Source organism: Spirosoma migulaei (genome assembly GCF_054776855.1).
Window position 1 is genome coordinate 115727 of the sequence record NZ_BAAHBG010000017.1, and the last position, 25741, is coordinate 141467.

Genomic DNA, 25741 nt, shown 5'->3' on the forward strand with positions numbered 1-25741 from the left:
AGTGGTAGGGACAATACCATAATTACCACCCATCATTTTTCATTGTGCATTTTTCATTCTACATTATTTTTCTTTACCATTTCACACTTAACCGCACGCCACCCATACCATTCCGGCCGGGAGCTGCATTGTAATACCGGTTGCCAACGGCGTTCAGGTCATAGCCCAGCGAGTAACTTCTGTCCAACAGATTGTCGCCACTGGCATAGACATCAAACGTCCAGTGCTGGCCCAGATTTCGCCGAAAACCCAGGGTCGCCTGTAATAATTGGGTTGGATTCGACAAGGCCGTGTTGGCGTCGTTCAGCGCAAATTCCAGCAGAAACTGATAGGTCAAATGCGCGTAAAAACCCGATTTAGTTTCGACATCGATACCGGTTATGTTTGTGGTAGGAGCCACGCCCGGAATTCGATTGTTTGATAAATCAACGGTGCCTTGCTGGTAATCACGATACCGGTAATTCGTGAGTGTCATACTATTCCACAACCGGAGAAGGGAAAACGTGGAGGGGCTGGAGAATGCCGAAGGAAGAACGAAATCGTAGGCGAGTTGCGCTTCTAAACCCGGCTGATCAGTCCGGCCAGCGTTGACAAAATAATCGGCCCCGGCAGCATCCGACCGGCGAACGATGGTTTCGCGCAGTTGCAGTTTATACAGCGCGACATCGAAACGCAATCGGCTATTGAAGGCCGACCCCCGCACGCCCACTTCATAACTGGTACCCCGTTCCGCATTGAGTGTTGTACTGAAACCACCCGCCGATGGATGTACCTCCTGACTCGATGGGGCCGAATAACCGGTACTGATACTTACAAAGGCCGAAATAGTTGGGCCAAACGTACGCAGTAGGGCTATTCGAGGTAACCAGACTGGGTCAAAATTGCGCGTGATCAGGGCGGTTGGTAATCCATTGGCCCGAACCTTGAACCGGGTAAAATCGTACTGAACGTCATTACGGCTCAGGCCCGCTGTCAGTCGAAAGTGGCCTGGTAATTCGGTTTCGGCCTGAGCGAAAATGGTGGTTTGTCGCGAAATCAGTTCTTCGTCCGTCTGGATCGTATCGGACACCCCGGCCCGATTGCCAAAATTTCGGTCAACGGTAAAGTTGCGCAGGAACTCTCCGCCCACCGTAACGACCGTTGGCAGCGGGCTGTTGGGGAAACGAATCTGCGTAACTGTTCGACCGCCAATGCCCTGATCCGTTCGTTTCTCGTAGTTTGTGATAAACGGATTGGCGAAGTCGGTGGTAGAGCCAAAGATGACCGTTGTGTTCTGAATGCGGTCGCTCCATTTATATTCGTGCGACAAACCGAAATAGCCTACTTTCTGATAAATGCCGGCGTTTTGAGCTGCACTACTAGGGAGCGTTGCCGTGGCCGGGCGGGAAGCGCGCGGATTGGCCAGAAACTGCGCTTCGGTCAGGCCACCGGGCGTTTGGTAGTGCAAGTCTGAATACAATGCCAGTACTGAAACCGTCCGTTTAGGGCTAACATTGAACGACCCGATTAAGCTGAGATTGTCGCGTACAACGGCACTTTGATCGCGATATCCATCTGATTGTAAGTGATTATAGTTGAGTGATATGGCCGAATTATTTTTGCCGGTTTGCAGTGCTATGCCATTGCCATACAGTCCATAGGAACCACCTAACGCGGATACTTCAACGCTGCTCTTTCCCGCTGGAACGGCCAGCCCGCTAAACAGAATAGTGCCGCCCGTTCCGGCTCCGTACAAACTTCCAGCCGGGCCTTTAATAACCTCTATTCGGCCTAAGGCTCGAACATCCAGGGCATTTAACGGTGTATTTCCCCCTGCGTCGGTAAGGGGTAATTCATTCCAGTACGTCTTAATATTTCGAACCCCAAATGGCGACCGGATGGCACTTCCCCGAATCGCCAACCGGTAACTCCCCGGTGAGCGTTCATCGGCGCGTACACCCGGTATCGTATTGAGCGCAGGCACGAGGGTCGGTATGCCAAAACGCTGGTTCAAATCCCGGCGGGTGAGGAGCCCTACTGATGCAGGCGTTTCCAGTAATCGCCGGTTAGTTGCATAGCCCCGAACAACAACTTCATTGAGTTGAAGCGTGTCATCTAACGCTGATGGCGTTGGGGTTTGTGCAAGTAGAATTGATGGAAAAAGAAGGCCAGTAACTAAAGTTAATGGAAGGAAACGTTTGAGCATATTGCTACGGGATTTGTAGCGTAAAAGTACAACTGAACCGTTGAAATAATGGGCTAAAGAGATGTTGTTAATTGAGATGCTCTAATTCAATTAGGTCAAATCGGGAAACCTTATTGAGGATTCTTAAGGAGGATCTCAACTTGACTTTGGCCGAATTACTACTTACGAAAATTAATTTTGAAATTTGTAATTTTTTGGCCATTTTTACTGTATAGCCCACGTGAAGTCATGAGACGGCGATATGTGAACTAAACTGTACAACTTTTACCCGTATGGTAATCGTAAGTCGCAAGGCCATCTATGAATATGCCTCTACAAAATCACAGGCAACAGAAGCATTGAACGAATGGTATTTGAAAACTAAAGCGGCTGATTGGAGCAATTTCGCTGAGGTAAAGAACACCTTCAACTCGGTTGACTCGGTTGGAAATGATAATTACGTGTTCAATATAAAGGGCAATCAGTATCGCCTAATTGCCCGAATTATTTTCCCTGTACGAACTGTCTTTATTCGGTTTATCGGTACACATGCTGAATACGATAAGATTGATGCTTCATCTGCTTAATGCGTTAATGAAAAGAGACTGCTATGATACTGACTATAGAAACGAAAAATGAATATTCCCAGGCAATGGAGGTTATAGAAACCTATTTAGCCAAGGGGACACCAAAGCTAACAGAAGCAGATTTGGCGGAATTGCAACGACTTTCACTATTGGTTGAACGGTATGAAGAGGAACGCTATCCAATGCCAGTCGAACCTGCTACGTTGCCAGAAATGATCCGTTTGCGCATGTTTCAGGAAAATCTTAAACAGCGTGATACGGCAAAAGTGTTGGGAATCACTGAAACAAGGCTTTCGGAGGTATTGACCGGAAAACGAAAAGTCAATATGGACTTGGCAAAACGCCTTTATGATAAGCTTCACATTCGGGCTGAATACATACTGAAAACGGCCTGATTACGGCAATTTCACCCGATACAACCGAAATGGATAATCAACTTTGTCTTCCCCATTATTGTAGCGTTTCCCACGGTGCAGTTGGGCGGCTGTCACGTACAGATAACCATCGGTACCAATGCCAAAACTGTCTGGCCAGAGCAGTCGGTTATCCTGGATGAGGACGTTTAACTGACGATCCGGCGTGAAATAACGAATGGCCTTATCGGGTGAATCGGTCAGATAAACGTTTCCAGCTTTATCTGCCAGCATACCGTGTGAGACACCCGTTTCACCCATTATTTCAACGTGCGAAGCGATTTCGGTAGGCGATAAAACTGGATTGGTGAGGTAGTTTGTAGCTATCCGAAACAGCTTTGTCTGGGTAATTGGTCTGAAATAGAGGTATTTGTAGTCGTGTGTCAGGGCAATGCCGTTGACGTTGCTTCGGAAAGGATTTCCTTTTGTGTCGCGCACCTCTTTTCCATCGATGGTAAGTACAAAATTCGGGTCAGCTTTTGTCGATTTATCGTTTTCTAGTACAGATCTGCTTTTCCCTGTTTTCAGGTCCAATACCACAATGGCTGCTCGTCCAGGGTCCGACAAATACGCAATCTGTTGTTTTGAATCAACCTGCACATCGTTCAGGCCGGTTCGCTCGCGGGGTAAATCTTCAAAGCGATAAATTTTCTCGACCTTGTTGGTAGCGAGATTGATTTTCACAAGTTTAATGCCTTCTGGAATCGCTTTCTGCCCAGCTGGACTAGCGGGGTCGAGTACCCAAAGCGTATTGGTCTGGTCAACGAAAAGTGCCTGCACATTGATAAATCGACTTTGGGCTTTCAGCGAATCCCACTGATTCCATTCGGCATTCGGATATGGGCGTCGTTCACCCTTGACGATTTCTGCCAGGCCGTAATCGTAGTTGTCCGGATTTTTTGGAAACGTAACGAAAATGCGATTGGTCTGTGAAACCCCTAAACCAATGGGCTGGTACTTGCCAAACTCCACTACGGTTTCCAGCTTTGACTGGGCCATAGAAAGCAGACTAACCATCAGGAAAAATAGGCTAAAACCACTCGTTTTTAAATCGGTTGTTATCTGAATAAACATAACGCATGATTAGTATTTGACCACATCGGTCGGCCGAAGCGGATGCACAAAGAACACTGAGATATAAACGTATATTTATTCTCAGTGTTCTTTGTGCATCTGTGTTTAATAAAGGAACTTTTGAGCAATGATAAACTTGTCAACCAATGCGCTCCGCTGATTTCCAGATTTTGTCGTCGTAGTCGATCCCCAGCCCTGGCGTATTGGGTATGTGCATGGTGCCATTCTGGACATGAATCGCTGGTTCGTACCAGGTAGGGGCTTTGCTGTTTAGTTCATAAACAGTCTCCTGTAGGCCATATAAATTTGGGCAAACTGCCGCTAAATGCCAGAATGGAGCGATGAGTGGATCCGCTTTGGGGGTGTGAGGAGCTATATGTTTGCCAAAGCTTCGGGCTATTTCGGCCACCTGCAACCCGCGAAGGATGCCACCATTATAATAGACATCGGCTTGCAGCAAATCATACACATCCGTTCGGGCCAATCGCTCGAAGCGGTACAAACTTGTGTCCTGCTCACCTCCAGCCATCACCAGTTTTGTTAGGGCTTTATTAACCCGACGGATACCGTCTTCGTCTTCAAAGTTGCAGGGTTCCTCAAAAATTGCGACTCCATTATCTTCCAGCATGCGCCCAATCTGAATACCTTCTTCGGGTGTGTATGACCCGTTGGCATCGGCGTATATGGTGATGCTGTCGCCTAATTTCTTTCGGACTAAGGGGACAAATGCCCGCGTTCGGCGCTCGTCCTCGGGTGTGTTACGCATGCGTCCACCAACCTTAATTTTTACCCCTTTGGCACCCGTAGCAGCCAGTTTCTGAGCTAATCGATCCACAACTACCTCCGCTGAATCAGTGCCGCGGTCGAAATCGGAAATATAGACATCGTATTGCGTTCGGATGGGTTTCCCGAGTAATTCATACACGGGTTTTCTGGCTATTCGACCCAACAAATCCCAGACGGCGATTTCGACAGAGCCGATACTGTTCCAAAGCGGCATACCGGCATATTTGTAATTCGAATTGAGCCGATACGCATTGTCGACCAACTCCGGTAGGTCGCGGGCATCTTTCCCCACAAAATGCTCGATAACAAGACCTTTTAGTAATGAGGATAGATTTTGCATCCGATCGTTACACTGCGTGATGCCCCGGGTTCCATTCTGGGCCGTTACCACCAGCATCAATTGTTGTTGCGTCTTTAACAACTCTACTGACCGAATAAGCACGGAGTCGGGAATCGCCTTACGCAAATCGGGAAGTTTCCAGTTGGGTAAATCAGTAATAGATGTCAGGGTTTCCCCTAAGCGATTGGTATTAGCGAGCAGGCTACTGCCTACCAGAGTGTTTTGGAGAAACTGTCGGCGGTGCATACGGTTGAGTCGAGGAGGTAATTGGGAAAGGACGCTTCAGAACGCGCTTACTGGCTAAATCCTGATTTTTCGTTATATTTGTTTCAAATCAAGCGGTTTGCTGACCGGGAAGTTAAGGTCAGCTGTGTTTCACCATCATTCAGCTGTTACCTTGACATTTCAGGAATTTAATCTCCACGACGACCTGCTGGCCGGCGTGGACGCCATGAACTACTTAAAGGCCACGCCCATTCAGGAGCTGGCTATTCCCAAAATTCTCGAAGGACGTGATCTCATTGCCAGCGCCCAGACCGGAACTGGAAAAACGGCGGCTTACCTAATCCCGCTTCTCGATAAAATCTCCCATGCTAATCACGACCATACCAGTACACTCATTCTGGTGCCTACGCGTGAACTCGCCAAGCAGATCGACGAGCAGGTTGAGGGCTTCGGTTATTTTGTGAATGCCAACAGCATCGCTATTTATGGTGGTGGCAAAGGCGATGATTGGGACAAGCAACGGAAGGCGCTCGAAACCGGGGCCGATATCATCATTGCCACCCCTGGCCGACTCATTGCACACATTCAACTTGGCTATGTCAAGTTCGATAAGATTGACTATCTGGTGCTCGATGAAGCCGATAAAATGCTCGATATGGGCTTCTCGGACGATATTATGAACATCGTTGAGAAAATTCCGTTGAAGCGGCAGACGTTGCTGTTCTCGGCAACAATGCCGAATAAAATCCGGGAGTTTTCGAAAAAGATACTGACTGATCCTGAAGAAATCCGACTGGCTGTATCCAAGCCAGCTGCTGGTATCGACCAGCAGTTTTATCTAGCCTTCGACAATCAGAAACTGCCTTTACTGGCCCATCTAATTAAAACCAGCACCAAGCCAGTACTGAGTATGGTATTGTTTACGTCTCGAAAATCAGAAGTAAATGGTATTGTACGGGCGTTGAGTAAACTGGGGTATGATGCACGTGGCATCAGTTCTGATCTGGAACAGGACGACCGAGAAGTGGTCCTCCGCGATTTCAAAAACAAAGCATTTCCGATTCTGGTGGCCACCGACGTGCTGTCGCGCGGTATCGATATTGACAATCTGACCCACGTAGTTAACTACGACATTCCGCGCGATGCCGAGGATTATGTTCACCGAATTGGTCGTACGGCGCGGGCTGCTACCACCGGAACCGCTATTACGTTTATCAGCGATCAGGATCAGAACCGTATCGTAAATATCGAGCGACTAATTGAGCGTGAGGTTGATAAACAGTCGATTACTGAAGCATTAGAGATGGGCAAATCGCCCGTTTTTGATCCGAAACGGTTTAGTGGGTTGCGCGGCAAAGGTGGCCCTCGGGGAACTAGTAGTTCGGGTCGTGGCGGTCGGGATGGACGCCGAAGCGATGGTCGCCAGCGGAGCGAAGGAAATAAACCAGCTTCGGGCGAGCGACGTGAAGGTCGCCGTGATCAATCGGCTGATGCGGAACGGAAGCCCCGCCCGGAAATAACAGCACCCGTGGCTGAAGGGCCAGTGTCTGGGACAGTTGACGGTGTTGTGCAGTCTCGTCCAGTGAATGCCGATGGAGCGGTAAAAGCCAAACGCCGGAAAAAACGTCGGAAAGGCCCAAAAGGAGAGGGCCGGCCTACTGATTCCAATCAATCATCCGTTCCGGTACCCGTTGAGGAGTAGACGTTACTAAATCTTTGTCAGACAGCCTGATCGTTGCAACGGGCTGTCTTTTTTAGTATCTATTAGTTGAAATCGTAATCTCATGCCCCAACAGATCTCACGCCGAACGTCTCTTCAAACTCTGTCGCTGGCCGCTGGCGGATTGCTGGCAAGGCCTCTTGATTTGTTTGCCAATCAGCAAGATGCACCAAAAAAGGTAGGTATTGCGCTGGTGGGCCTGGGGAATTACGCCACCAACCAACTGGCTCCGGCACTGCTCGAAACCCAGAATTGTTATCTGGCAGGCATTGTAACAGGATCGCCGGATAAAGCTAAAACCTGGGCAGAGAAGTATTCGATCCCAGCCAAGAACATCTACAATTACCAAACGTTCGACCAGATTCGGAACAACCCCGACATTGATATTATCTATGTTGTGCTTCCCAATTTCATGCATGCCGAATACACCATCCGGGCAGCTCAGGCGGGAAAACATGTGATTTGTGAAAAACCGATGGCCATGAACGCAACCGAAGCCCGGCAGATGATCACGGCTTGCGAAAAAGCGGGTGTACAGCTATCTGTAGGCTATCGACTGTATTTTGAGCCGCATCATCTGGAGATGCGCCGATTAGCCGCCGAGAACACGTTTGGGCATGTAAAAGTGATTGAATCGGGGTTAGGATTCACCGTTCCGGGACCAAACTCCTGGCGACTGGACAAGAAAATTGGTGGGGGAGGTGCCATCATGGATTTAGGGATTTATGCCATTCAGGGTGCCCGTCGAACGCTGAATCTGGACCCGATCAGCGTGACAGCTCAGGCGTTTACCTTTGATAAGGTACATTTTAAAGACATTCACGAAACGGTCTTCTGGCAGTTCGAATTTCCCGGTGGCACCGTAGCGCATTGCAGCACCACCTACTCATCCTACGTCGACCGGTTGTACGCCACCTGCGAACGTGGCTGGTTCAAACTGGAGCCCGCGTACAATGCAACGGGTGCACAGGGCAGTATGAGCAAAGGTCCCATGGACGTGCCTTCTCCTCATTATCAGCAAATAGCGCAGATGGACGCTTTCGTTCAGGCGATTCAGACAAAAACCAAACCCGAAGCATCGGGTGAAGAAGGGTGGAAGGACATGAAATTAATCGGGGCCATTTTACAAGCCGCCGAAACGGGACGAAAGATCCAACTCGATTGGGGAGAGGGAAAATGAAGTTTTTTTGTAGTACCGACCGTCCCGGTCGGTACTACACGGAATAACCTACCGCTTACTGATTTTATTCAACGTAATAGCCCTTTGGCTGGTGCTGTGAAATCGCTCAATTTCAGTGTTTCGTTTTTTAAGGTGTTTCTGGCTAACGCCACTATTCACCCGTTTACGCCAAAGGTTGAAACTACTTCGTTTAAGCTCCCTGCGCATGAGCACAATGACGGCCGCTTCACTAAGCCCAAATTGACTATTGATGGCTTCAAATGGCGTCCTGTCTTCCCAGGCCATTTCAATAATTCGGTTGATATCCATTCGTTCATTGTTATTAATGGTCATTTGTTGTCATTGGTGGTCATTAATAGTCATTGGTATTTATGGATAATCAACGATTGACCATCTACCTAAACTTTCAGGGTGGACATACCACCGTCGACATGGAAAATTTGCCCGGTAATCCAACCCGCCTTTTCTGAAAGTAAGAATTCAGCCATATGGGCAATATCGGAAGGCATACCTATTTTCTTCAAAGGATGGCGCATTGCATTCGCTTCCCGTTTTTGATCGGTATTGATCAGTGGTGCGGCAAGGGGCGTATCGGTTAAGGATAGCGCGATGCAATTGACACGAATCTTTGGCGCAAATTCGGCCGCCAGGGCCTTGGTTAACCCTTCGATAGCCCCCTTTGAGGTAGCCACTTGTGTATGATAACTAAAACCCGTTTGAACAGCAACTGTAGAAAATAAGACAATGGACGGGCTCGCTGCCTTTCGCAATTTGGGCAACACGGCCTGAATTATTTTTACAGCACCTAATACCTGCAAGTTAAAATCCTGCGCAAAATCGGCGGGTTTAATTCGCTCGAAAGGCTTCAGGTTAATGCTGCCGGGGCAGTAGACAAGACCATCCAAAGTGTCGGGTAAAAAGTCCAGCGCAATGGTTTCATCCAGAACATTCAGATACTGATAGTCAATGGAATCAGTGCTTGAATCGACTTTGTTCTTGTAATAGGTTGCATATACCTGTTGGCCTGAATGAGCGAGTTGTTCTGCTAGTTTCTGACCAATTCCTGACGAGGCACCAATTAGTAAATGAGTTGGCATGTTTTATCGTAGCAAATTGTGGTTTCCTGACCAATAGTTTGTCAAACAATATTGTTTTTATTGCCATCCCCAGTTTATAGGATTTCTATATACCCTTCCGTTCCATTCACGCGAATGTTTTGTCCATCTTTTATCAGTTTGGTGGCATTTTCAACGCCCACAACGGCCGGTAAACCATATTCACGGGCGATAACCGCTCCGTGGGTCATCAGTCCACCCACTTCGGTGACCAGACCTTTTATGGCTACAAATAAAGGTGTCCAACTGGGGTCAGTAAAGGAAGTGACTAATATATCTCCCTCCTCAATAGCAGCCTCTTCCATGTGTAAGATAACACGCGCCCGCCCCTCAATAACGCCGGAAGAAACTGCCAGACCGGCAATAGCTTCGGCCGGGAGATTTTTCCGATTGTAGTTACCGGTAATGATTTCACCGTCGGACGTAATCACCCGTGGCGGAGTTAGTTTTTCATAGGTTTTGAACTCGTCTTTTCGCTGGTCGATAATCTGGTAATCCAGTTTGTTTGTCGAAATGACTTCACGAAGCTCGTCAAACGTGAGATAGTAGCTATCTTCTTTTTCATGAAGAACGCCAGCTAGCACGAGCTTTTCGGCCTCTTTCAATAACGCCTGCTTATAAACAAAGAAGCGGCTAATTATGCCGTATTTGGGATATTCACGATAGCCGGCATAATTGCGGACCAGTTCGATCATTCGTTTTGTCTCTTCGGCTTTTTGTTCACCCTCCGGTAATTGCCTTAATTGCTCCAGTAACTCCTGTACTTTTTTCAACGCGGCCTGCAAGCCTTGCTCAAATTTCCGCTTGCTTTCACCTTGCTCAAAGTTTTTGATATTACTAAGAATCGTAGGGACAAGTATAGTTGGTTTTTCGCTCCAACGGGTTTTTGTAATATCAATTTCTCCGGCACAGCGCATACCGTATTTGTTGAGAAAAGCATAGACAGCATCCCGGCTCTCCTTACCGCCATCAAGCTTGTTCAGTTCATCCAAAAAGTCATCCTGTTTTATTCCAGGCTGAATTTGGGAGAAATAGTTTATGACTTCCGGATAAGGACGGATTACATCAGCAACATCCAATAAGGCCAGACCCATTTCTGAAGTAACATTGTTAGGTACGGATTGAGAAATCGTGTCTGCGGCATTTTTCTCACCCAGCCATTCGTTCATGTTGGCATTGATCCATGCTGCTGCATTCATGCCGGTCATAATCACCCCAAAACTCTGTGGATGAATAGTTGTTGTCTTGGACTGCTCAATATCTTCCAGGATAAAATCAAACAGATCTGACCCTGATTTTGTCTGGATGTTTTTCGTTAACGACTCTACCGCTGTTTGATTACGACTGATCAACTCAGAAACGATGGTTGGATCGTATTCATTTAATGCCTGATAATTCGGGAGTGGCCTGGCTTGATTGCTTTTTCCGGTGTCGGATTCTTTCTGATAGCTATCGGGATTATCCGGTAACGATTTTATAAAATCGTCCCGCTCTACGATGGTAGTCAGTGCGTCTCTGACGAGTGGATCAAATTTTCCCAGCATATCGATTATCGTTTTCCTGCCGGCTGTCGAAGTCAGCATCGGTGTAACGTCAACAAACAACCTTCCACCGGCAATTCGCGTAGAGGGGGGAGTCATCAAGAGCCAACAAGACAACCCCAGTGGTTTCATCGCATCGGTCATCATTTGTTGATGACCAACAGATAAGTAGATGTGCAGGCCGCGCTTGGCATTTTCCGGATCGTTCGCTTCAGGAATGGGGTATAACGTGGTGATTGGACGGCTCTGGACAACGTAAACCGTATCACCAACAAAACACCATTCAATGTCCTGGGGGCTACCAAAATGGGTTTCGATGGTTCTGCCGATGCGTTCCAACTGTAAAATCTGCTCATCCGTCAACGTTTGGCTGTTCTGTTGCTCAGGCTCAATATCCTGTTCTTTCGTGCCACCATCTTTTGCCGCATAAATAGCCAGTTTTTTGGTGGATATCTTCTTATCGATAATCTCACCGTTGCGAACCTTAACGTTATCCGCATTCACCAGGCCGGAAACCAAGGCCTCACCAAGCCCAAAGCTGGCATCAATGGATACCACCTTTCGGTTACCACTGACGGGATCGGCGGTAAATAATATGCCTGCTGACTGCGGGAAGACCATCTTCTGAACGACTACCGCCAGTTGGACTTTACGGTGATCGAATGCTTTTTGAAGGCGGTAAATAACAGCCCGCTCGGTAAATAGCGATGCCCAGCATTTGCTGGTATGAGACAGGATTTCCTCCTTACCGATAACATTCAAAAACGTATCCTGTTGGCCTGCAAAGGAGGCCGTTGGCAAATCCTCTGCGGTTGCGCTGGATCGTACTGCGTAGGCGTTAGTTTCCCCAAATCTGAAGAGGAATTGGGTTATCTCATCAACGATGTCCTGAGGAATGGCTGTTTCTTCAATGACGCTGCGAATCTCAGCGCTAATTACCGCGATTTTATCCCGGTCTTCCACCGTAAGTAGTGATAACTGATCAAGCAGTTCCTTCATTGATGGCGATTCCTCAATGATTCGTTTAAACGCTTCCGTAGAGATACAAAACCCATCTGGCACGTGAATTCCCTCCACTCGGGTAAGCTCGCCCAGGTTTGCGCCTTTACCCCCAACAAGACTAAGTTTTGACTTGTTAATGTCTTGAAAATTAAGTATGTATGGGCTGGTGCTTTTCATTGGACGATTAGTTTTCGTTGAGTGTATTGGTGGTTTCGTTCATTATATCAATTGCTTTTAACAAGTAGGTCTCTATAATTTTGATCTCCTCATTCGAAAATGAAGCAGTCAGTTGTTCTGACTTAGTTCGGTAGTCTTTATAAAGCGGAACCAAAAGCGCCATTATAATTTCGGTGTTTGGTTCAATGATCACCTTTCGCCTGTCGTCCTGAGCGAATTGCCGTTTCACCAGGTTTTTCTTTTCAAATCGGTCTATCAAACCAGTTACGGCACCGGTTGTCAGGCCGGTTAACGATGACAACTCACCCGCTGTCATCTGCCCTTTCTCTAATAGAAATCCTAAATATTTATGGTCAGTCCCGGAAAGTCCGGCCTTACGGGCAACGGCTTCGTGCATCTGAATAGAAGTGTATGCATACTGCTGACTCAGTTTCCTTATTTTTTTGATTAGGTCTTCCTGCATAGTATCTTATCTACTAAATATCTTAGTTACAAAGATAATGGTAAATCTGAAATGTGCCTAACTAATTTTTGTGGGTTTTAAGGACTTATCGCATAACCCTACCGCAAGTCTCGTGGCAGTAATGGGGAACGAAACCAAACTGGTTATGAAGGGGGGAGAAATTAGGTAGCAAGCGCCTAAGCTCGAATAAAACCTGCTGAACTCTAAAAAACGGTTCTCAGAAAACTTCCCCTAGATTGAAGAATAACCCATGGGAGCCATCCATCCCGAAACCATAGTCGACGGAGAGGTTGGTGCGGGAAATTTTATTCATTTTAATACGGAGTCCACCTCCTAGGGCGGGTACAACTTTTTCAAACTTTCCGCTCCCTAATTCAGTAACAGTCTGGGCGTTGGCAAAAACGACCCCGCCCAGCAGCCGGTCGTTGGTAATATGGAAACGGTATTCCGCTTCACCATACAGGAAATTTTTACCCCGGAATCTTCCCTGAATAAATCCTCGGCCTACATTGCCGGTGTTATCCCAGCCGGTGCTTGGTAAATCCAGAAACGGTGGGTCGCCATCTAGGGTAAACGCATTATACGACCATAAGGCCAGCACATTATCTGTGGTAGGAGAGAGGTGAAGGTATTTTCGAGCTTCCAGTAAGAGTGACTGATAGGTGTCATCGCTGCCCAGAACACTCATATTGGCCCGAAACACCGCGTTCATGTATAGGCCACCGGTAGGGTTGATGGCGTTCTGGCGGTTATCATAGAGCAAATGGATGGCTGGTCCCGATGATACCGAGCGTCCCTGTACGCCAGCCGAATATCGGGAAATGCGGGTAAACTCCCGGACGTTATTATAGCTGTCGATGTTCCAGTGGAGATCCAGGTAATACCCAATACCTCCGTAAAAATTAACAGCAAGCCGTTTTAAAAAACTCTGATAAAATCGAAAGTAGGAATAGTCCATGTCGACAACCCGCGTGTCGGTAGAGGTATACATGCCCAGTCCGTAAGTGGCTTGTGGATAGTGCATGAGTCGCCAGTCGCTGGTCCATAGAAATCGATTATCCCGGCTCCAGATCATCGAATTGGTTGTAAGAATAATCTGGTTGTTCTGGGTATACGAGAGCTGGCCGCTCATCGACGACATATTGGCCCCGGGCATTCTGAACGGGGTATTGACCAGAACGGCCACCAGTGCTCTGGTTTGCAGGGTATAGCCCACCTGAGGGATGACTAATACAAATCGTTTGCCTTCCTGTAGTGTAGATGAGTCGTGGGGGGTAATATGCAATCGGGGATACCAGCGTTTTACCAGATCAGCTACATCCTGTAAGTGATAGGCAGGCTGACTAACGGGGCGAGTGTTTTTTGAGGCTAGTGTATCAGCCAATGGCATCTGAGCCAGGCAACGAGGAGTACCCACGAAAATCAATAACCCCACCAACAATTGAGTACAAAATTTCATGAGTGGGGTTTAATAGAAGGCATAGATTGAAAAACAGTGTGTTAATGTGAAATTAGCACCGGGTTGATCGTATTCCACGCATACCCAAACGCAAAAAAACGCCTGAATGTTGCAAGTGAAAATGCCTGGGTGAAAAACTTGTTCTACACCCGTTCATTCTCAACGTTTGTTGTAATACAGGAACACGGCCTGTAGTCCTGCTCTGGATTTAAGGTCGGGTTTTTCGGTTTTCAGAAAAGCCTCTATCTGGTCTTTTTTGTCCATCATGAGTTCCAGTAACGCTTTTTTGCCCGGCGAAAACTTAGTGGCTTTCTTGTCGCGGGCTACATACCAGTCCATCTTTTTCATGTATTCATCGTCTTTCGTGCCGGTGTTCATGGCTACATTGAAATTAGCCTGCCGGATATAAACAGAAGGATGCTGAAGCAGATCAAGTTTACCCAGGACTACCTGTTCGAAAAAACCGTTCAGCTTTTCCGCTTCACCCTGATAATCATGCACACTCACAAATCGACTTACTGACCCAAACGTATTGTTTATGTCGACGTAGCGAATGGATGTTGACTTGACAGCCTTGATGTCTTTAGCGCCAGCCTTAATCTCTACTTCATTGGTCGATAAATCTAGTCGTACGGGCACACCCGCCAGCGAATCGGTCGTTAATGAAACGCCTGGTTTTATATGAAACTTCACATTACCAGCCTGCCAGGTTGTATCCAGATAAGGATCGCCGATCAACTTACCCATTGGGCCTTTGATCGTAAACAACGTTGCATTGTTTGTGACGCTTAAGTTGGTGAAGTTAATCCGGTCGCGCGTGGTTTGCGTCATGTATTCCGTTTGGGCTTGCGGGAACGCTGAGAACGAGATTGATAAAAGAATAGGAAGAGTAATGAAAGCACGCATGGTAGAAAAAAAAGAATGGTTATTACGGAATAAAGAATCAGTTTTCTCTGCTAAAATAAACTAAATTTCTTTATCCTCTTTAACGAAATCTTCTTTGGATATACTGGCAGATGCCCCATTTATTTCTGTATTTTTGGCAGTTATCCCAATCATCAACTCATCAATTTCATGTTAAAACCTCTCCTGACAGGGCTGTTCGCAGTCGGTCTGACCTGCTCCTCTTTGGCTCAGACGACCTTTCCGCGAAATGGCGTTTACGACGAACGACCGGGGCTATATGCCTTCACCAACGCAACCATTATTGTTGATCCGCAAACTACTTTACAGAACGCTACGCTTCTGATTCGCAATGGGCGAGTTGAAGCCGTTGGTACGTCGGTCAGCGTACCTGCCGGAACCGTCGTAACCGATTTAAAAGGCAAGCGAATTTACCCCGCTCTGATTGACATTGATTCCGATTATGGAATGCCTGAAATCACGCGAGCTCCCGGTGGTGGCGGTGGCCGAGGGGGTGGAGGAGCTCCTCAGTATGAATCGAACAAAAAAGGAGCGTATTACTGGAACCAGGCAATCCAACCAGAAAATGACGCCAGTGTGCTCTTCAAAGCGAATACAGCCAAGGCGGATGAACTTCGTAAACTGGGTTTTGGTGCGGTGTTGACCCACGCTCACGATGGCATTGCCCGAGGGACTGGATCGTTAGTGACGCTTGCCGATGATCGTGAAAACACGCTGGTGCTAAAACCCAACATAACCGCACACTATTCCTTCAGCAAGGGTACATCAGGTCAACAGTACCCAAACTCCATGATGGGGACGGTGGCCCTGCTGCGGCAGGCCATGTACGACGCCGACTGGTACAAACAGGCCGGTAGTAAAGAGCAGGAAAATATGTCGCTGGCGGCACTGAACCGTACCCGTTCGTTACCCACCATTTTTGAGGCAAACGATAAGCTTGGTATTATACGGGCCGACAAAATTGGCGACGAATTTGGTATTCAGTATATTATCCGAAGTACGGGTGATGAATACCAGCGTCTGGATGAGGTGAAGGCTACGGGCGCATCGCTGATTGTTCCGCTGAATTTCCCGCAGCCTTATGATGTTGAAGATCCCTGGGATGCTGATAACGTTTCTCTGTCAGAACTTAAACACTGGGAAATGGCCCCACTGAACGCCGGGCGGGTAGCCATGGCGAATATTCCCTTTGCGCTGACAACCGCCGGACTACGCAATAAGGCTGATTTCTGGGCTAATCTTCGTAAAGCGATTGAAAGTGGTTTGTCGGAACAAAAGGCTCTGGAAGCCCTGACAACTGTACCCGCAAAATTAATCCACGCGGAAGATATGCTGGGTACCTTGCAGAAAGGTCGCGTCGCGAATTTCATCATCACATCCGGTAACCTATTCAGTGCCGACAATGTGATTTATGAGAACTGGATGCAGGGTAAGCAGTACATTGTTGCCAATAAAAACGCAGCCGATTTACGGGGAACCTGGAATCTGACCGTTGGTGACCGAAGCAACCTTAAGCTGAACATCACTGGCAAGACCCTGGACAAGCCTGACTTCCAGATTGTAGTCGATACGGTTAAACTAACGCCTAAAGTAACGGTAGCCGGGGATATTATTTCGATTCAGGTTCAACTGGATCGGCGGAGACCGGGTACGACACGCCTGACAGGCTACCGTACAGGCACGACAATCAAAGGGGATGGCGAATCGCCGGATGGAAAGGCAATTACCTGGTCGGCAGTTCGTGCCGGTGATGCCCCAGCCTCCACAACGGCCACGTCTACATCCGCAACGAGTTCGACCTCAGCAATTGCCTCCACAACGGCTACTGCACCGGGTAGCATCACCGCGGCCACGCTTCTTTATCCTTTTGTGGGTATGGGTAATCTGAAAAAGCCACAAGCTGAAACAGTACTGATTAAGAATGCGACGGTTTGGACGAATGAGAAAGACGGGATTCTAACCAGTACAGATGTGCTGGTAGAGGGCGGTAAGATTTCTAAAATCGGCAAAAATCTCACTGTTCCAGCAAACGTGAAAGTGGTGGATGGAACCGGCAAGCACCTGACCAATGGTATTATCGACGAACACTCACACATTGCGCTGCTGTCCATTAACGAAGGGGGGCAATCCAGTTCGGCGGAGGTACGCATGGCCGATGTAATCAACCCGGACGATATCAATATTTACCGCCAACTAGCCGGTGGGGTTACTACGTCGCAACTGTTGCACGGCTCGGCTAACGCCATCGGTGGGCAGTCGGCTATTGTGAAGCTGAAGTGGGGTGAGTCGGCAGATGGGATGCTCATCAAAGGTGCCGATGGGTTTATCAAGTTTGCCCTTGGCGAAAACGTCAAACAAGCCAACTACCCAAACCCGAACGTGCTAACCCGTTTCCCACAGTCGCGTATGGGCGTAGAGCAGGTGTATATGGACCACTTTACCCGAGCAAAGGAGTATGCGAAAGGATGGGCTGATTACAATAAGCTGACGGCTAAAGAAAAAGCCACGGCTATTGCTCCCCATCGGGATATTGAACTCGATGCACTGGCTGAAATTCTGGCTCACAAACGGTTCATTACCTGTCACTCCTATGTGCAGTCTGAAATCAATATGTTGCTGAAAGTGGCCGATTCACTGGGATTCAAAGTAAATACGTTTACCCACATTCTGGAAGGGTATAAGCTGGCCGACAAAATGGCGAAGCATGGGGTTGGTGGCTCGTCCTTTGCCGACTGGTGGGCGTACAAAATGGAAGTGCACGATGCTATTCCGTACAACGCGGCCCTTATGCACCGCCAGGGTGTAACGGTTTCTATCAACTCCGATGATGCCGAAATGGCCCGTCGGTTGAATCAGGAAGCAGCTAAAACGGTCGAATACGGTGGCATACCTGAAGAGGATGCCTGGAAAATGGTAACGCTTAACCCAGCTAAATTGCTGCACTTGGATAGCAAGCTAGGTAGTATCAAAGCCGGTAAAGATGCTGACCTGGTGCTTTGGAATGCCCATCCATTGTCTATTTATGCCCGCCCTGAAATCACGATGATTGAAGGAGCCACCTACTTCAGCCTTAAAGATGAAGACGCCAAGCGGGACGCTCTGCAAGCCGAACGTGCCCGGATTATTCAGAAGATGCTAACGGCTAAAGCCGGTGGTGCATCCACCGTTCGACCTAACTTCCGTCGGGCTCGGATGTTCCATTGCGAAGATGTAGAAGGTGTTATGGCTGAAGAGGAGGAAAAATAGAACCGCACGGGCGGCCCCGCGGGATTTAGCTGATTTATGGATTAAAACAGATTTCGCTTGTCTGTGGCCACTGTGAATCCTCTGTTCCTCTGTGTTTAAAAAACTATCATGAAAAAAATCTTAATTCCCATATTAACCCTGGTCGCGCTTACGAGCTACGGCCAGAACCCCGCTCCGGCTAAGCCGCAGACGAAGGCTATTGCGCTTACAGGTGGTACTGTACACGTGGGTACCGGACAGGTAATTCCCAACGGTGTTGTCCTGTTTAGCAATGGCGTCATTACAAATGTCGTAGATGGAACGACGGTTAAGCTCAATCTGACTGATGTGGAGGTGATCGACGTGTCGGGCAAGCATGTGTATCCGGGCATTATCTCTCCGGTATCAACGGTGGGTTTACAGGAAACCGGGGCCGTTCGCGCTACAGTCGATAAGCAGGAAATTGGTATTCTGAATCCCAATATTCGGGCCTTGATTGCCTACAATACAGATTCTGAAATCATTCCGACCATTCGGAATAACGGCGTGCTGTTTTCGCAGGCCACCCCACAAGGCGGTACCATTTCGGGAAGTTCGAGTGTCATGATGTCTGACGGCTGGAACTGGGAAGATGCTGCGCTTAAAAAAGACGATGGTCTCTGGCTCAACTGGCCTGCCTATTTAGCAAGAGACTTTAACCTGGAAGACTTCTCAACAATTGTTCGCAAAAACGAACGACGCGGCCCTGCCATTGAAGCGTTGCGAGCCACGTTTGCCGATGCTAAGGCTTATGCTGCGCTCACGAATCCAACCCCAATGAACCTCAAGCTGGAAGCGATGAAGGGCATATTCACGGGGAAACAGAATCTATACATCCGGGCCGATTATGGTAAGGACATTATGGAGGCCGTTACGTTCGCCAAGTCATTGGGTGTGCAGAAAGTAGTGATCGTTGGGGGTGAAGAAGCTTACCGTGTCACTGCGTTCCTGAAGGAAAACAATATTCCGGTTATCTTGAGTGAATTACACCGCTTGCCTAACCGCGAAGACGAAGACGTTGACATGCCCTACCGAATGCCGGGTATTCTGCAAAAGGCTGGTATTCTGGTTGGACTGAGTTATGCCGATGGCTGGTGGCGGACACGTAACCTGCCGTTTCTGGCCGGTACAGCCGCTGGTTTTGGCGTGACAGATCGAGAAGAAGCCCTGAAAATGGTAACCTCGAACACAGCTAAAATTCTGGGTATCGATAACCTCGTGGGTACACTTGAAAAGGGCAAACAGGCTACGTTGTTTGTTTCGGCGGGCGATGCGTTAGATATGCGGACTAATGTAATTGAGCAAGTGTTTATTCAGGGTCGGAAGGTAAATCTGGATGATCGCCATAAGCGCCTTTACAAGACGTATAAAGACAAATACGAAGGCAAGTAATAGATAAAAGAGATTAACCACAGAGGCACGGAGAATACAGAGTTAGACAGTCCTAAACTCTGTATTCTCCGTGCCTCTGTGGTTAATCCTTTTTTTATGGATGAGCGAGTTGGTAAGTCCGCAAAGACTGTTGATTAATGCCGAAGAGCAAATTGCTTCCAACTGTTAGCACAGAGCGCACATCGCCCGTCAGTTGAAATCCCGCCTGTTGCTGCGGCACCGCCGAAAAATTCCCCTGACCATTGCCCCGCAATAACAACCCATAGTTGGCATCCGCCCGACCAAACCGTAAGCGAGCTTGTGCCGTATTACCGCACAGAAGCAGATCTTTTCGCCCGTCCTGATCATAATCCAGGGAAGTAATGGTGAAAATTGGGGATTCCTGAACCGTTAAAGGAAGGGCTTTCTCGGTCAGCTTACCACCTGGCGAATTCATGAAAAGCGTTGTTTTTAGCTCATTTGCTATCAATTTGCTCGAGCCTTCTAATTGCTCTTTAGTAAAGACGTCATCCAGCGTTGCATTCGAATAACTGTCGTAATTCGTGAAGCGGTGGCGCAGCATGCCCAGTTGATCCAGTAGTTCATCGCGGGTGGCGTGGGGGTAGCTTTTGCCCTGAACATACAGGCACAGGATTGGATCTATCTTGCCATTGTTGTCGAAATCTTTGTAAATTAGTTCGGCAGGTTCTTTGTCACTGGCGCGGCACTGAGTATTCAACCCCTGATTCCCGACGACAAGGTCAGGTCGGCCGTCGCCATTGAAATCGTCTACCAGTAGTTTATTCCACCAGCCGCGGTACTCTTTGTTGAAGTAAGTTTTCGTCTGTTCGGTTAGTTGTCCTCCGTTACCGGCCCCCAAGACAATGACAGGCATCCACTCGCCGACAACAATTAGTTCTGGCTTCTTGTCGGCGTTCAGGTCAACCCAGGCTGCATCGGTTACCATGCCAAGCGTAGACAGCATGGGTGCTAACTTGGCTGTCTGATCACTAAAGGTTGGTTGACCGCCTGTTCCTTTACTATTGTTTATTAGCAAAAAGCTCTTCGGTGTTTCGGGGTAACGTCCCGGCACCACCCGACCACCCACGAACAAATCCGGGCGTCCATCGCCATTTACATCGGCTACCCGAACACAGGCTGCGCTGGTGTTCATTACAGGTAAGGCACTGGGGCTTTTGCTGAAATTCCCTTTCCCGTCATTCAGATAAAGCCGATCCTGTAGAAGAGGATCACCAGGTAGTAGGTTACCGTAGCCACCACTACAAACATAAAGATCGGGGAAACCGTCAGCGTTGGCATCGAAGAAAACAGCATCGGCATCATTGCTCAATTTGTCAGCCTCAAAGGCGGACTCAGCCTTGCGACTGAACGAGCTACCAGCCTGTTGGATAAACAACGCGCCAGCCTGTTCGATGCTCCCACCTACATACACGTCCTCACGACCGTCGCCGTTTACGTCGGCTTTCGCTAAGCAAGGTCCATTAAATGACTGGGCATTGACCAGGAGGGTCTGTCGTTTGAAGTCGTTGACTTTGTTAATAGGATCGGTGAAGGCAATCGGCGATTGCACGGGCCGGAATAGGGAAGGGGCAATGGGTACCGTTTTACCAGGAGACTGCGCATTTTTTTCCTGTACCGTGAGCATCTGATCCGCTTTCACATTGGTGAGTAGCTGCTCTTTACCCGTTGGCCATACAACACGAAGAGAATCAATGACTGGGTCAGTTCCCAAGCCAAAATGAAGCCGGGGCGACATGCTGGACTGATAGCCACGGGTTGGCATTTGCTCAACGTACTGTAGCTTACCCTTTCGATAAAGCGTGACTTTGGTGCCAACGCCCTGAGAATTGGCCCCGTTACCTGCCAGTTGTACAGTTAAGTAATGATGATGAAGTTCTTTGTTGGCCTCATTTTGAAAAATAAAGGCGGGTTGATTCGTATTGTTAACCACCAAATCCAGATCGCCATCGTTGTCGAGGTCGGCGTAGGCCGCCCCTGTGCTGTTGGAGTGCTGTGTTAGTCCCCAGGCTGAGCCAACATTCGCGAAGGTAACGGCATCGGCCTGTTCGTTCCCACGATTCCGAAACATGTAATTCACGACATTAGAGGAAGGTATTTTATGCACCAGTTCCAGAACATCTTCGCGCCTGAAATTGGCCGGGCGATTCTGCATATAGTCGGTCATGTACTTCAGGAAATCCTGATTGGTATAATCCCGAACGTACCCATTGGTCACGTACAAATCTTTCCAGCCATCATTATCATAGTCGGCCAATAGGGGAGACCAACTCCAATCGGTATTCGATACGCCGGCCAACTGACCCATTTCGGAGAATAAAGGCGTGGCACCCGGAGCACGGCGTATGGCAGTTCCCTGCATCAACCCTTCATTAATCTGAAGCATATTGCGCATGTGCTGGTAATGAAAGCCTGATTGGACACTGAGGTCAAATTTGTCGTAATTGTCGGGAGCCATCAGCAGCTTCTGCCGATGGTTGTCTTCGGGCAACATATCGAGTGTTAGGATGTCCGGGCGGCTGTCGTTGTTCACATCGGCCACGTCGTTTCCCATCGAAAAATGGGATATATGCCCAATGCTGTTTTTTAACTGATTGGTGAAGGTAGGCCCCCCCGCCCGGCCACCCTGGTTATTGATGTATAGGTAATCGGGCACACCATAATCATTGGAGATATAAAGATCAGGCCAGCCGTCCGCATTCAGGTCGGCCACGCCAACCCCCAAGCCATAACTTAGCACCGAACTGCTCAGTCCAGACTGTTCCGTAACATCGTCAAAATGATTGCCGGTATTCTTCAAGAGTCGAACCCCGATTTCTGGATTCGGTTGTTTCATGATAGCCGCCGTGGCCTGCGGATCGAGTATAGGCAGCAGTCGGGGGTTATGGTTGAGCAAAAACAGGTCGAGGTCACCATCCCGGTCGTAATCAAAAAACGTTGCTTGTGTACTTTGACCGGGTCTGTCTAAGCCGTATTGGGCCGTCTGGTCAGAAAAATGCGGAATGCCCTGTGCATCGGGGCCATCGTTGATGAAGAGTTGGGGGATTCGTTTTTGGGGCGGCAAACTTCCTGAATAGCAGACGAATAAGTCAAGTCGACCATCGCCGTTGACATCGACCATTGACACGCCAGTCCGCCAGGGACCTTCACGTCCGGCCACACCTGCTGTTGCCGTTACATCGGTAAATTGTAGACCTCCTTTATTGATATACAACTGGTTAGGAACCATGTTGCCACTAAAAAAAATATCTTCCAGTCCATCCCCGTTCAAATCCCCGATGGCAACACCACCGCCATTGTAGAAGTATTCATACATCAGGACGTTGGTATTCAGTCCTTCAGTCAGGTTATTGGAAAAAGTAACGCCGGTTTGTTCGGGCGATAGCGAGGTGAAAAGGACAGGAATATCTGTAGCGTTGGAATGTTCGTTGGAAGAAGAATCCTGGCAGCTATTCGTCAATAGACAGGCTATCAGGAGTAAGCAACTGTATATTGAACGTAGAATTAGTTTCATAGATAATAGAACCTGAATGGTTTTCCAGAGCAAGTTGGTACGCACGTAATGTTAGTAAGAAAGTACTGGTTTTATCAAATTAGAACGAATTATCAGCAAAAAACTGGTGCCAGCACATTGCTGCGCCGACACCAGTTCTGCATTACAACCAACCTATTGGTTATTGGTAACCGGGGTTTTGAACTAGTTTGTTATTCCGGTTGATTTCATCCCGACTGATGGGTAGGAAATAGATTTTATCGTCCCACTTTCGGTTTTCTTTACCTGTGCCCAGATCCTGTACGCTATAGGTATAGTTGTAGTTTTCTTTACTATACTTATAGGTTGTGACCGATTTGCCCGGTTTGAGTTTACCCGTGATCGAAATAATTCGGGCTTGCTGGCCAAGTACGGTTGGCGCAATCATCCACCGGCGAACGTCGTAGAAACGCTGATCTTCCAAAAACATTTCAACGTTTCGCTCATTCTGGTAGCGCGCTATCAGGGCAGCACCTGTTTCGGTGATGGCGGGCATACCCACCCGAAAGCGAACGGCGTTGATCCATTTCTTGGCTTCCGCTTCCTGACCCAGCATCAAACAGGTTTCAGCGTAGTTAAGCACCACTTCCGTGTAGCGAATCTGGATAGACGGAACTTCCTGACGGATGTTCTGATCCACAATAGAAACGTCGGTATTGAAAAACTTACGAATAGCGTAGCCTGTCCAGGTACCGTTCCAGTTCTCAATTGTGCTGTTACGTGTATCTAAGCCCGAAAACTTAGTAGGGGCGGCTGAGGTACCCACTTCGTATTCGCCCATTTGAATTTGCCCAGCAGGATCAATACCGGCGCCATCGGGCGTACGGGGTTTCCACTGTGCACCATCGTACAGGATCGAGGCATAGAAGCGGGGGTCGCGGTTTTCATAAGGAGCTGCGGCATGGGTCGGGTTTTTCCAATCGAATTTCGTGCCGTCCATCATTTCGTAGTTATCGACCATTTGCTGGGTGGGTTCACTGGAAGTCCAGCCGTGGTATCCGTTAGGCTGGTTATTGCGTGGGAACCAGGAACCCCAGTCGTCATTGGATGCCCGGATGTAGTATTTCAGGAAAATACCATCCGTTTCACCACCGTTTTGCGACAGAGACAAGTTAATATAGTTCTGTTGCCCTTCGGCAGCTGTAACAGGAGCGGTCAGGTTCAATTTGTAACCGTACAGATTCAGATCCATTACGGCTTTCGCTGCATCCTGAGCTTTTTTCCAGCGAGTTGTCCGGTCGCCACTCACATAACCCAGCAGTTCAGGCTTAGCGAAGCCGGCAATTACACTCGACTTGGTTTTGGCCGTTGGGATGTCGTGGAGATCACTGGCGGCATACAATAGTACCCGTGCCTTGAGGGCCATGGAAGCGCCCATCGTAGCCCGGCCAGCGGCCATGCTCCTGCCTTTTAACAGCGCAGAAGCTGAATCCAGGTCCGTAACAATGGCGTTGACGCACTCTTCATACGTATTCCGGGCAATCGTAAAATCTGGTTCGTCCAGCGTATAAGGCGTTTTGATGATGGGCACCGCCCCATAATAACGCAACAACTGATTGTAGAAGTAAGCGCGCATAAAATACATTTCACCGCGCATCCGTCCGGCCAGATCACCACTATTATCAAATGTGGGCTTGGCTAATTTTGACAGGGCAATGTTAGCGGACCGAATCCGGGCGTACATTTCCTGCCATTCCATCGTACTTTTAACCGTACCCGTGTTAGATGGGCTAACGTTTGCTTCGTTAACGTCCTGTTTGCCAAAGCTATACAGGGCGTTATCAGTCTGGCAGTCAAAACTCATTTGATCCAGTAGACCATCCCGAATTCCGTTATACACATCTGTTACGAACGCTTCGGAAAGGGAACGGTCGGACCAGACAGCGTCGCCCGACACCTTATCAAGCGGTTTCGTATTCAGGAAATCGGTGTTACAGGCGATCATCGTTGTGCCTAATAACAGGCTAAACGATAGACACTTTGCTATATAGTTCATACTTGTCTGATTAATCGTTTAGAAACTAACTGTTAAACCCGTGTTGATAACCCGCGCCTGTGGGTAATACTGGCCACCACTGTTAGTCGATTCTGGATCGAATATACCTTTCATATCAGGTGAATAAGTTGCCAGGTTAAGGCCGTTTACATATACACGCAGGTTACTCAGGCCAACCTTATTTGAAATCGTATTCGGCAACGTGTAGCCTAATTCCAGGTTTTTCAGGCGCAGATAGTCTGTGCTTCTCAGCCAGTAGCTGGTACCATTGGAGAAATACTGGTTGCTTCGATCTACAATGCGTGGGTCAACGGTACTTGGATTATCCACGGTCCAGCGGTGATCGTAGCTGTACTTCAGGAAGTTACC

17 protein-coding genes and 1 pseudogene are annotated in these 25741 nt (G+C 48.3%); 6 read left to right on the plus strand and 12 right to left on the minus strand.

Annotated elements, in window-relative coordinates; genetic code table 11:
- Positions 1 to 73: 73 nt before the first annotated feature.
- The gene (locus ACYVGO_RS19400) at positions 74 to 2185 is read right to left on the minus strand and encodes a TonB-dependent receptor (protein WP_460970647.1); all 2112 of its coding nucleotides are present in this window, start codon (positions 2183 to 2185) and stop codon (positions 74 to 76) included.
- 272 nt (positions 2186 to 2457) lie between these two features.
- Here ACYVGO_RS19400 and ACYVGO_RS19405 point away from each other — a divergent pair, with 272 nt between their 5' ends.
- Complete coding sequence (locus ACYVGO_RS19405) at positions 2458 to 2751, plus strand: type II toxin-antitoxin system HigB family toxin (RefSeq protein ID WP_460970648.1); 294 nt, start codon at positions 2458 to 2460, stop codon at positions 2749 to 2751.
- A 23-nt stretch (positions 2752 to 2774) separates the two neighbouring features.
- A complete protein-coding gene (locus ACYVGO_RS19410; RefSeq protein ID WP_460970649.1) occupies positions 2775 to 3146 on the plus strand; it encodes a helix-turn-helix domain-containing protein in 372 nt (123 codons plus the stop codon).
- Here ACYVGO_RS19410 and ACYVGO_RS19415 read toward each other — a convergent pair whose 3' ends face one another.
- Positions 3147 to 4238 carry an L-dopachrome tautomerase-related protein gene (locus ACYVGO_RS19415; RefSeq protein ID WP_460970650.1) on the minus strand — a complete coding sequence of 364 codons (1092 nt, stop codon included), beginning with the start codon at positions 4236 to 4238 and terminating at the stop codon, positions 3147 to 3149.
- 139 nt (positions 4239 to 4377) lie between these two features.
- Positions 4378 to 5610 (minus strand): mandelate racemase/muconate lactonizing enzyme family protein, encoded by a 1233-nt coding sequence (locus ACYVGO_RS19420; protein WP_460970651.1) that lies wholly within the window; start codon positions 5608 to 5610, stop codon positions 4378 to 4380.
- 205 nt (positions 5611 to 5815) lie between these two features.
- Between ACYVGO_RS19420 and ACYVGO_RS19425 the strand changes: the two genes are divergently transcribed.
- Both ACYVGO_RS19425 and ACYVGO_RS19430 read left to right on the plus strand, forming a co-directional pair.
- The gene (locus ACYVGO_RS19425; protein ID WP_460970731.1) at positions 5816 to 7291 is read left to right on the plus strand and encodes a DEAD/DEAH box helicase; all 1476 of its coding nucleotides are present in this window, start codon (positions 5816 to 5818) and stop codon (positions 7289 to 7291) included.
- An 82-nt stretch (positions 7292 to 7373) separates the two neighbouring features.
- Positions 7374 to 8489, plus strand: a complete 1116-nt coding sequence (locus ACYVGO_RS19430) for a Gfo/Idh/MocA family protein (protein ID WP_460970652.1) — start codon at positions 7374 to 7376, stop codon at positions 8487 to 8489.
- A 48-nt stretch (positions 8490 to 8537) separates the two neighbouring features.
- Here ACYVGO_RS19430 and ACYVGO_RS19435 read toward each other — a convergent pair whose 3' ends face one another.
- The 6 genes from ACYVGO_RS19435 to ACYVGO_RS19460 form a co-directional block, all read right to left on the minus strand.
- Positions 8538 to 8822: a TIGR03643 family protein gene (locus tag ACYVGO_RS19435; RefSeq protein ID WP_460970653.1), complete on the minus strand. Its 285-nt coding sequence runs from the start codon at positions 8820 to 8822 to the stop codon at positions 8538 to 8540.
- A 65-nt stretch (positions 8823 to 8887) separates the two neighbouring features.
- Positions 8888 to 9586 (minus strand): SDR family NAD(P)-dependent oxidoreductase, encoded by a 699-nt coding sequence (locus ACYVGO_RS19440; protein ID WP_460970654.1) that lies wholly within the window; start codon positions 9584 to 9586, stop codon positions 8888 to 8890.
- A 74-nt stretch (positions 9587 to 9660) separates the two neighbouring features.
- A complete protein-coding gene (ppsA, locus tag ACYVGO_RS19445) occupies positions 9661 to 12324 on the minus strand; it encodes a phosphoenolpyruvate synthase (RefSeq protein ID WP_460970655.1) in 2664 nt (887 codons plus the stop codon).
- Between the two features lie 7 nt (positions 12325 to 12331).
- A complete protein-coding gene (locus tag ACYVGO_RS19450) occupies positions 12332 to 12787 on the minus strand; it encodes a MarR family winged helix-turn-helix transcriptional regulator (RefSeq protein WP_142773374.1) in 456 nt (151 codons plus the stop codon).
- 217 nt (positions 12788 to 13004) lie between these two features.
- Positions 13005 to 14246: a BamA/TamA family outer membrane protein gene (locus ACYVGO_RS19455; RefSeq protein ID WP_460970656.1), complete on the minus strand. Its 1242-nt coding sequence runs from the start codon at positions 14244 to 14246 to the stop codon at positions 13005 to 13007.
- 159 nt (positions 14247 to 14405) lie between these two features.
- The gene (locus ACYVGO_RS19460; protein WP_460970657.1) at positions 14406 to 15152 is read right to left on the minus strand and encodes a hypothetical protein; all 747 of its coding nucleotides are present in this window, start codon (positions 15150 to 15152) and stop codon (positions 14406 to 14408) included.
- A gap of 168 nt (positions 15153 to 15320) precedes the next feature.
- Here ACYVGO_RS19460 and ACYVGO_RS19465 point away from each other — a divergent pair, with 168 nt between their 5' ends.
- Both ACYVGO_RS19465 and ACYVGO_RS19470 read left to right on the plus strand, forming a co-directional pair.
- A complete protein-coding gene (locus ACYVGO_RS19465; protein ID WP_460970658.1) occupies positions 15321 to 18416 on the plus strand; it encodes an amidohydrolase family protein in 3096 nt (1031 codons plus the stop codon).
- 108 nt (positions 18417 to 18524) lie between these two features.
- Positions 18525 to 19826 (plus strand): amidohydrolase family protein, encoded by a 1302-nt coding sequence (locus ACYVGO_RS19470; protein WP_142773370.1) that lies wholly within the window; start codon positions 18525 to 18527, stop codon positions 19824 to 19826.
- A gap of 94 nt (positions 19827 to 19920) precedes the next feature.
- Here the strand turns inward: ACYVGO_RS19470 and ACYVGO_RS19475 are convergent, their stop codons facing one another.
- The 3 genes and pseudogenes from ACYVGO_RS19475 to ACYVGO_RS19485 form a co-directional block, all read right to left on the minus strand.
- Entirely contained in the window at positions 19921 to 23358 is a 3438-nt protein-coding gene (locus ACYVGO_RS19475; protein WP_460970659.1) for a VCBS repeat-containing protein, read from the minus strand.
- A gap of 160 nt (positions 23359 to 23518) precedes the next feature.
- Positions 23519 to 25372 (minus strand): RagB/SusD family nutrient uptake outer membrane protein, encoded by a 1854-nt coding sequence (locus ACYVGO_RS19480; RefSeq protein WP_460970660.1) that lies wholly within the window; start codon positions 25370 to 25372, stop codon positions 23519 to 23521.
- Between the two features lie 18 nt (positions 25373 to 25390).
- A pseudogene (locus ACYVGO_RS19485) lies at positions 25391 to 25741 on the minus strand (SusC/RagA family TonB-linked outer membrane protein); the annotation flags it as partial.

What these genes read in the sequence shown, in the direction of transcription:
- ACYVGO_RS19400 (WP_460970647.1), bottom strand. Translation starts at nt 2,185, where the DNA reads ATGCTCAAACGTTTCCTTCCATTAACTTTAGTTACTGGCCTTCTTTTT.
- ACYVGO_RS19405 (WP_460970648.1), top strand. Translation starts at nt 2,458, where the DNA reads ATGGTAATCGTAAGTCGCAAGGCCATCTATGAATATGCCTCTACAAAA.
- ACYVGO_RS19410 (WP_460970649.1), top strand. Translation starts at nt 2,775, where the DNA reads ATGATACTGACTATAGAAACGAAAAATGAATATTCCCAGGCAATGGAG.
- ACYVGO_RS19415 (WP_460970650.1), bottom strand. Translation starts at nt 4,238, where the DNA reads ATGTTTATTCAGATAACAACCGATTTAAAAACGAGTGGTTTTAGCCTA.
- ACYVGO_RS19420 (WP_460970651.1), bottom strand. Translation starts at nt 5,610, where the DNA reads ATGCACCGCCGACAGTTTCTCCAAAACACTCTGGTAGGCAGTAGCCTG.
- ACYVGO_RS19425 (WP_460970731.1), top strand. Translation starts at nt 5,816, where the DNA reads ATGAACTACTTAAAGGCCACGCCCATTCAGGAGCTGGCTATTCCCAAA.
- ACYVGO_RS19430 (WP_460970652.1), top strand. Translation starts at nt 7,374, where the DNA reads ATGCCCCAACAGATCTCACGCCGAACGTCTCTTCAAACTCTGTCGCTG.
- ACYVGO_RS19435 (WP_460970653.1), bottom strand. Translation starts at nt 8,822, where the DNA reads ATGACCATTAATAACAATGAACGAATGGATATCAACCGAATTATTGAA.
- ACYVGO_RS19440 (WP_460970654.1), bottom strand. Translation starts at nt 9,586, where the DNA reads ATGCCAACTCATTTACTAATTGGTGCCTCGTCAGGAATTGGTCAGAAA.
- ppsA (WP_460970655.1), bottom strand. Translation starts at nt 12,324, where the DNA reads ATGAAAAGCACCAGCCCATACATACTTAATTTTCAAGACATTAACAAG.
- ACYVGO_RS19450 (WP_142773374.1), bottom strand. Translation starts at nt 12,787, where the DNA reads ATGCAGGAAGACCTAATCAAAAAAATAAGGAAACTGAGTCAGCAGTAT.
- ACYVGO_RS19455 (WP_460970656.1), bottom strand. Translation starts at nt 14,246, where the DNA reads ATGAAATTTTGTACTCAATTGTTGGTGGGGTTATTGATTTTCGTGGGT.
- ACYVGO_RS19460 (WP_460970657.1), bottom strand. Translation starts at nt 15,152, where the DNA reads ATGCGTGCTTTCATTACTCTTCCTATTCTTTTATCAATCTCGTTCTCA.
- ACYVGO_RS19465 (WP_460970658.1), top strand. Translation starts at nt 15,321, where the DNA reads ATGTTAAAACCTCTCCTGACAGGGCTGTTCGCAGTCGGTCTGACCTGC.
- ACYVGO_RS19470 (WP_142773370.1), top strand. Translation starts at nt 18,525, where the DNA reads ATGAAAAAAATCTTAATTCCCATATTAACCCTGGTCGCGCTTACGAGC.
- ACYVGO_RS19475 (WP_460970659.1), bottom strand. Translation starts at nt 23,358, where the DNA reads ATGAAACTAATTCTACGTTCAATATACAGTTGCTTACTCCTGATAGCC.
- ACYVGO_RS19480 (WP_460970660.1), bottom strand. Translation starts at nt 25,372, where the DNA reads ATGAACTATATAGCAAAGTGTCTATCGTTTAGCCTGTTATTAGGCACA.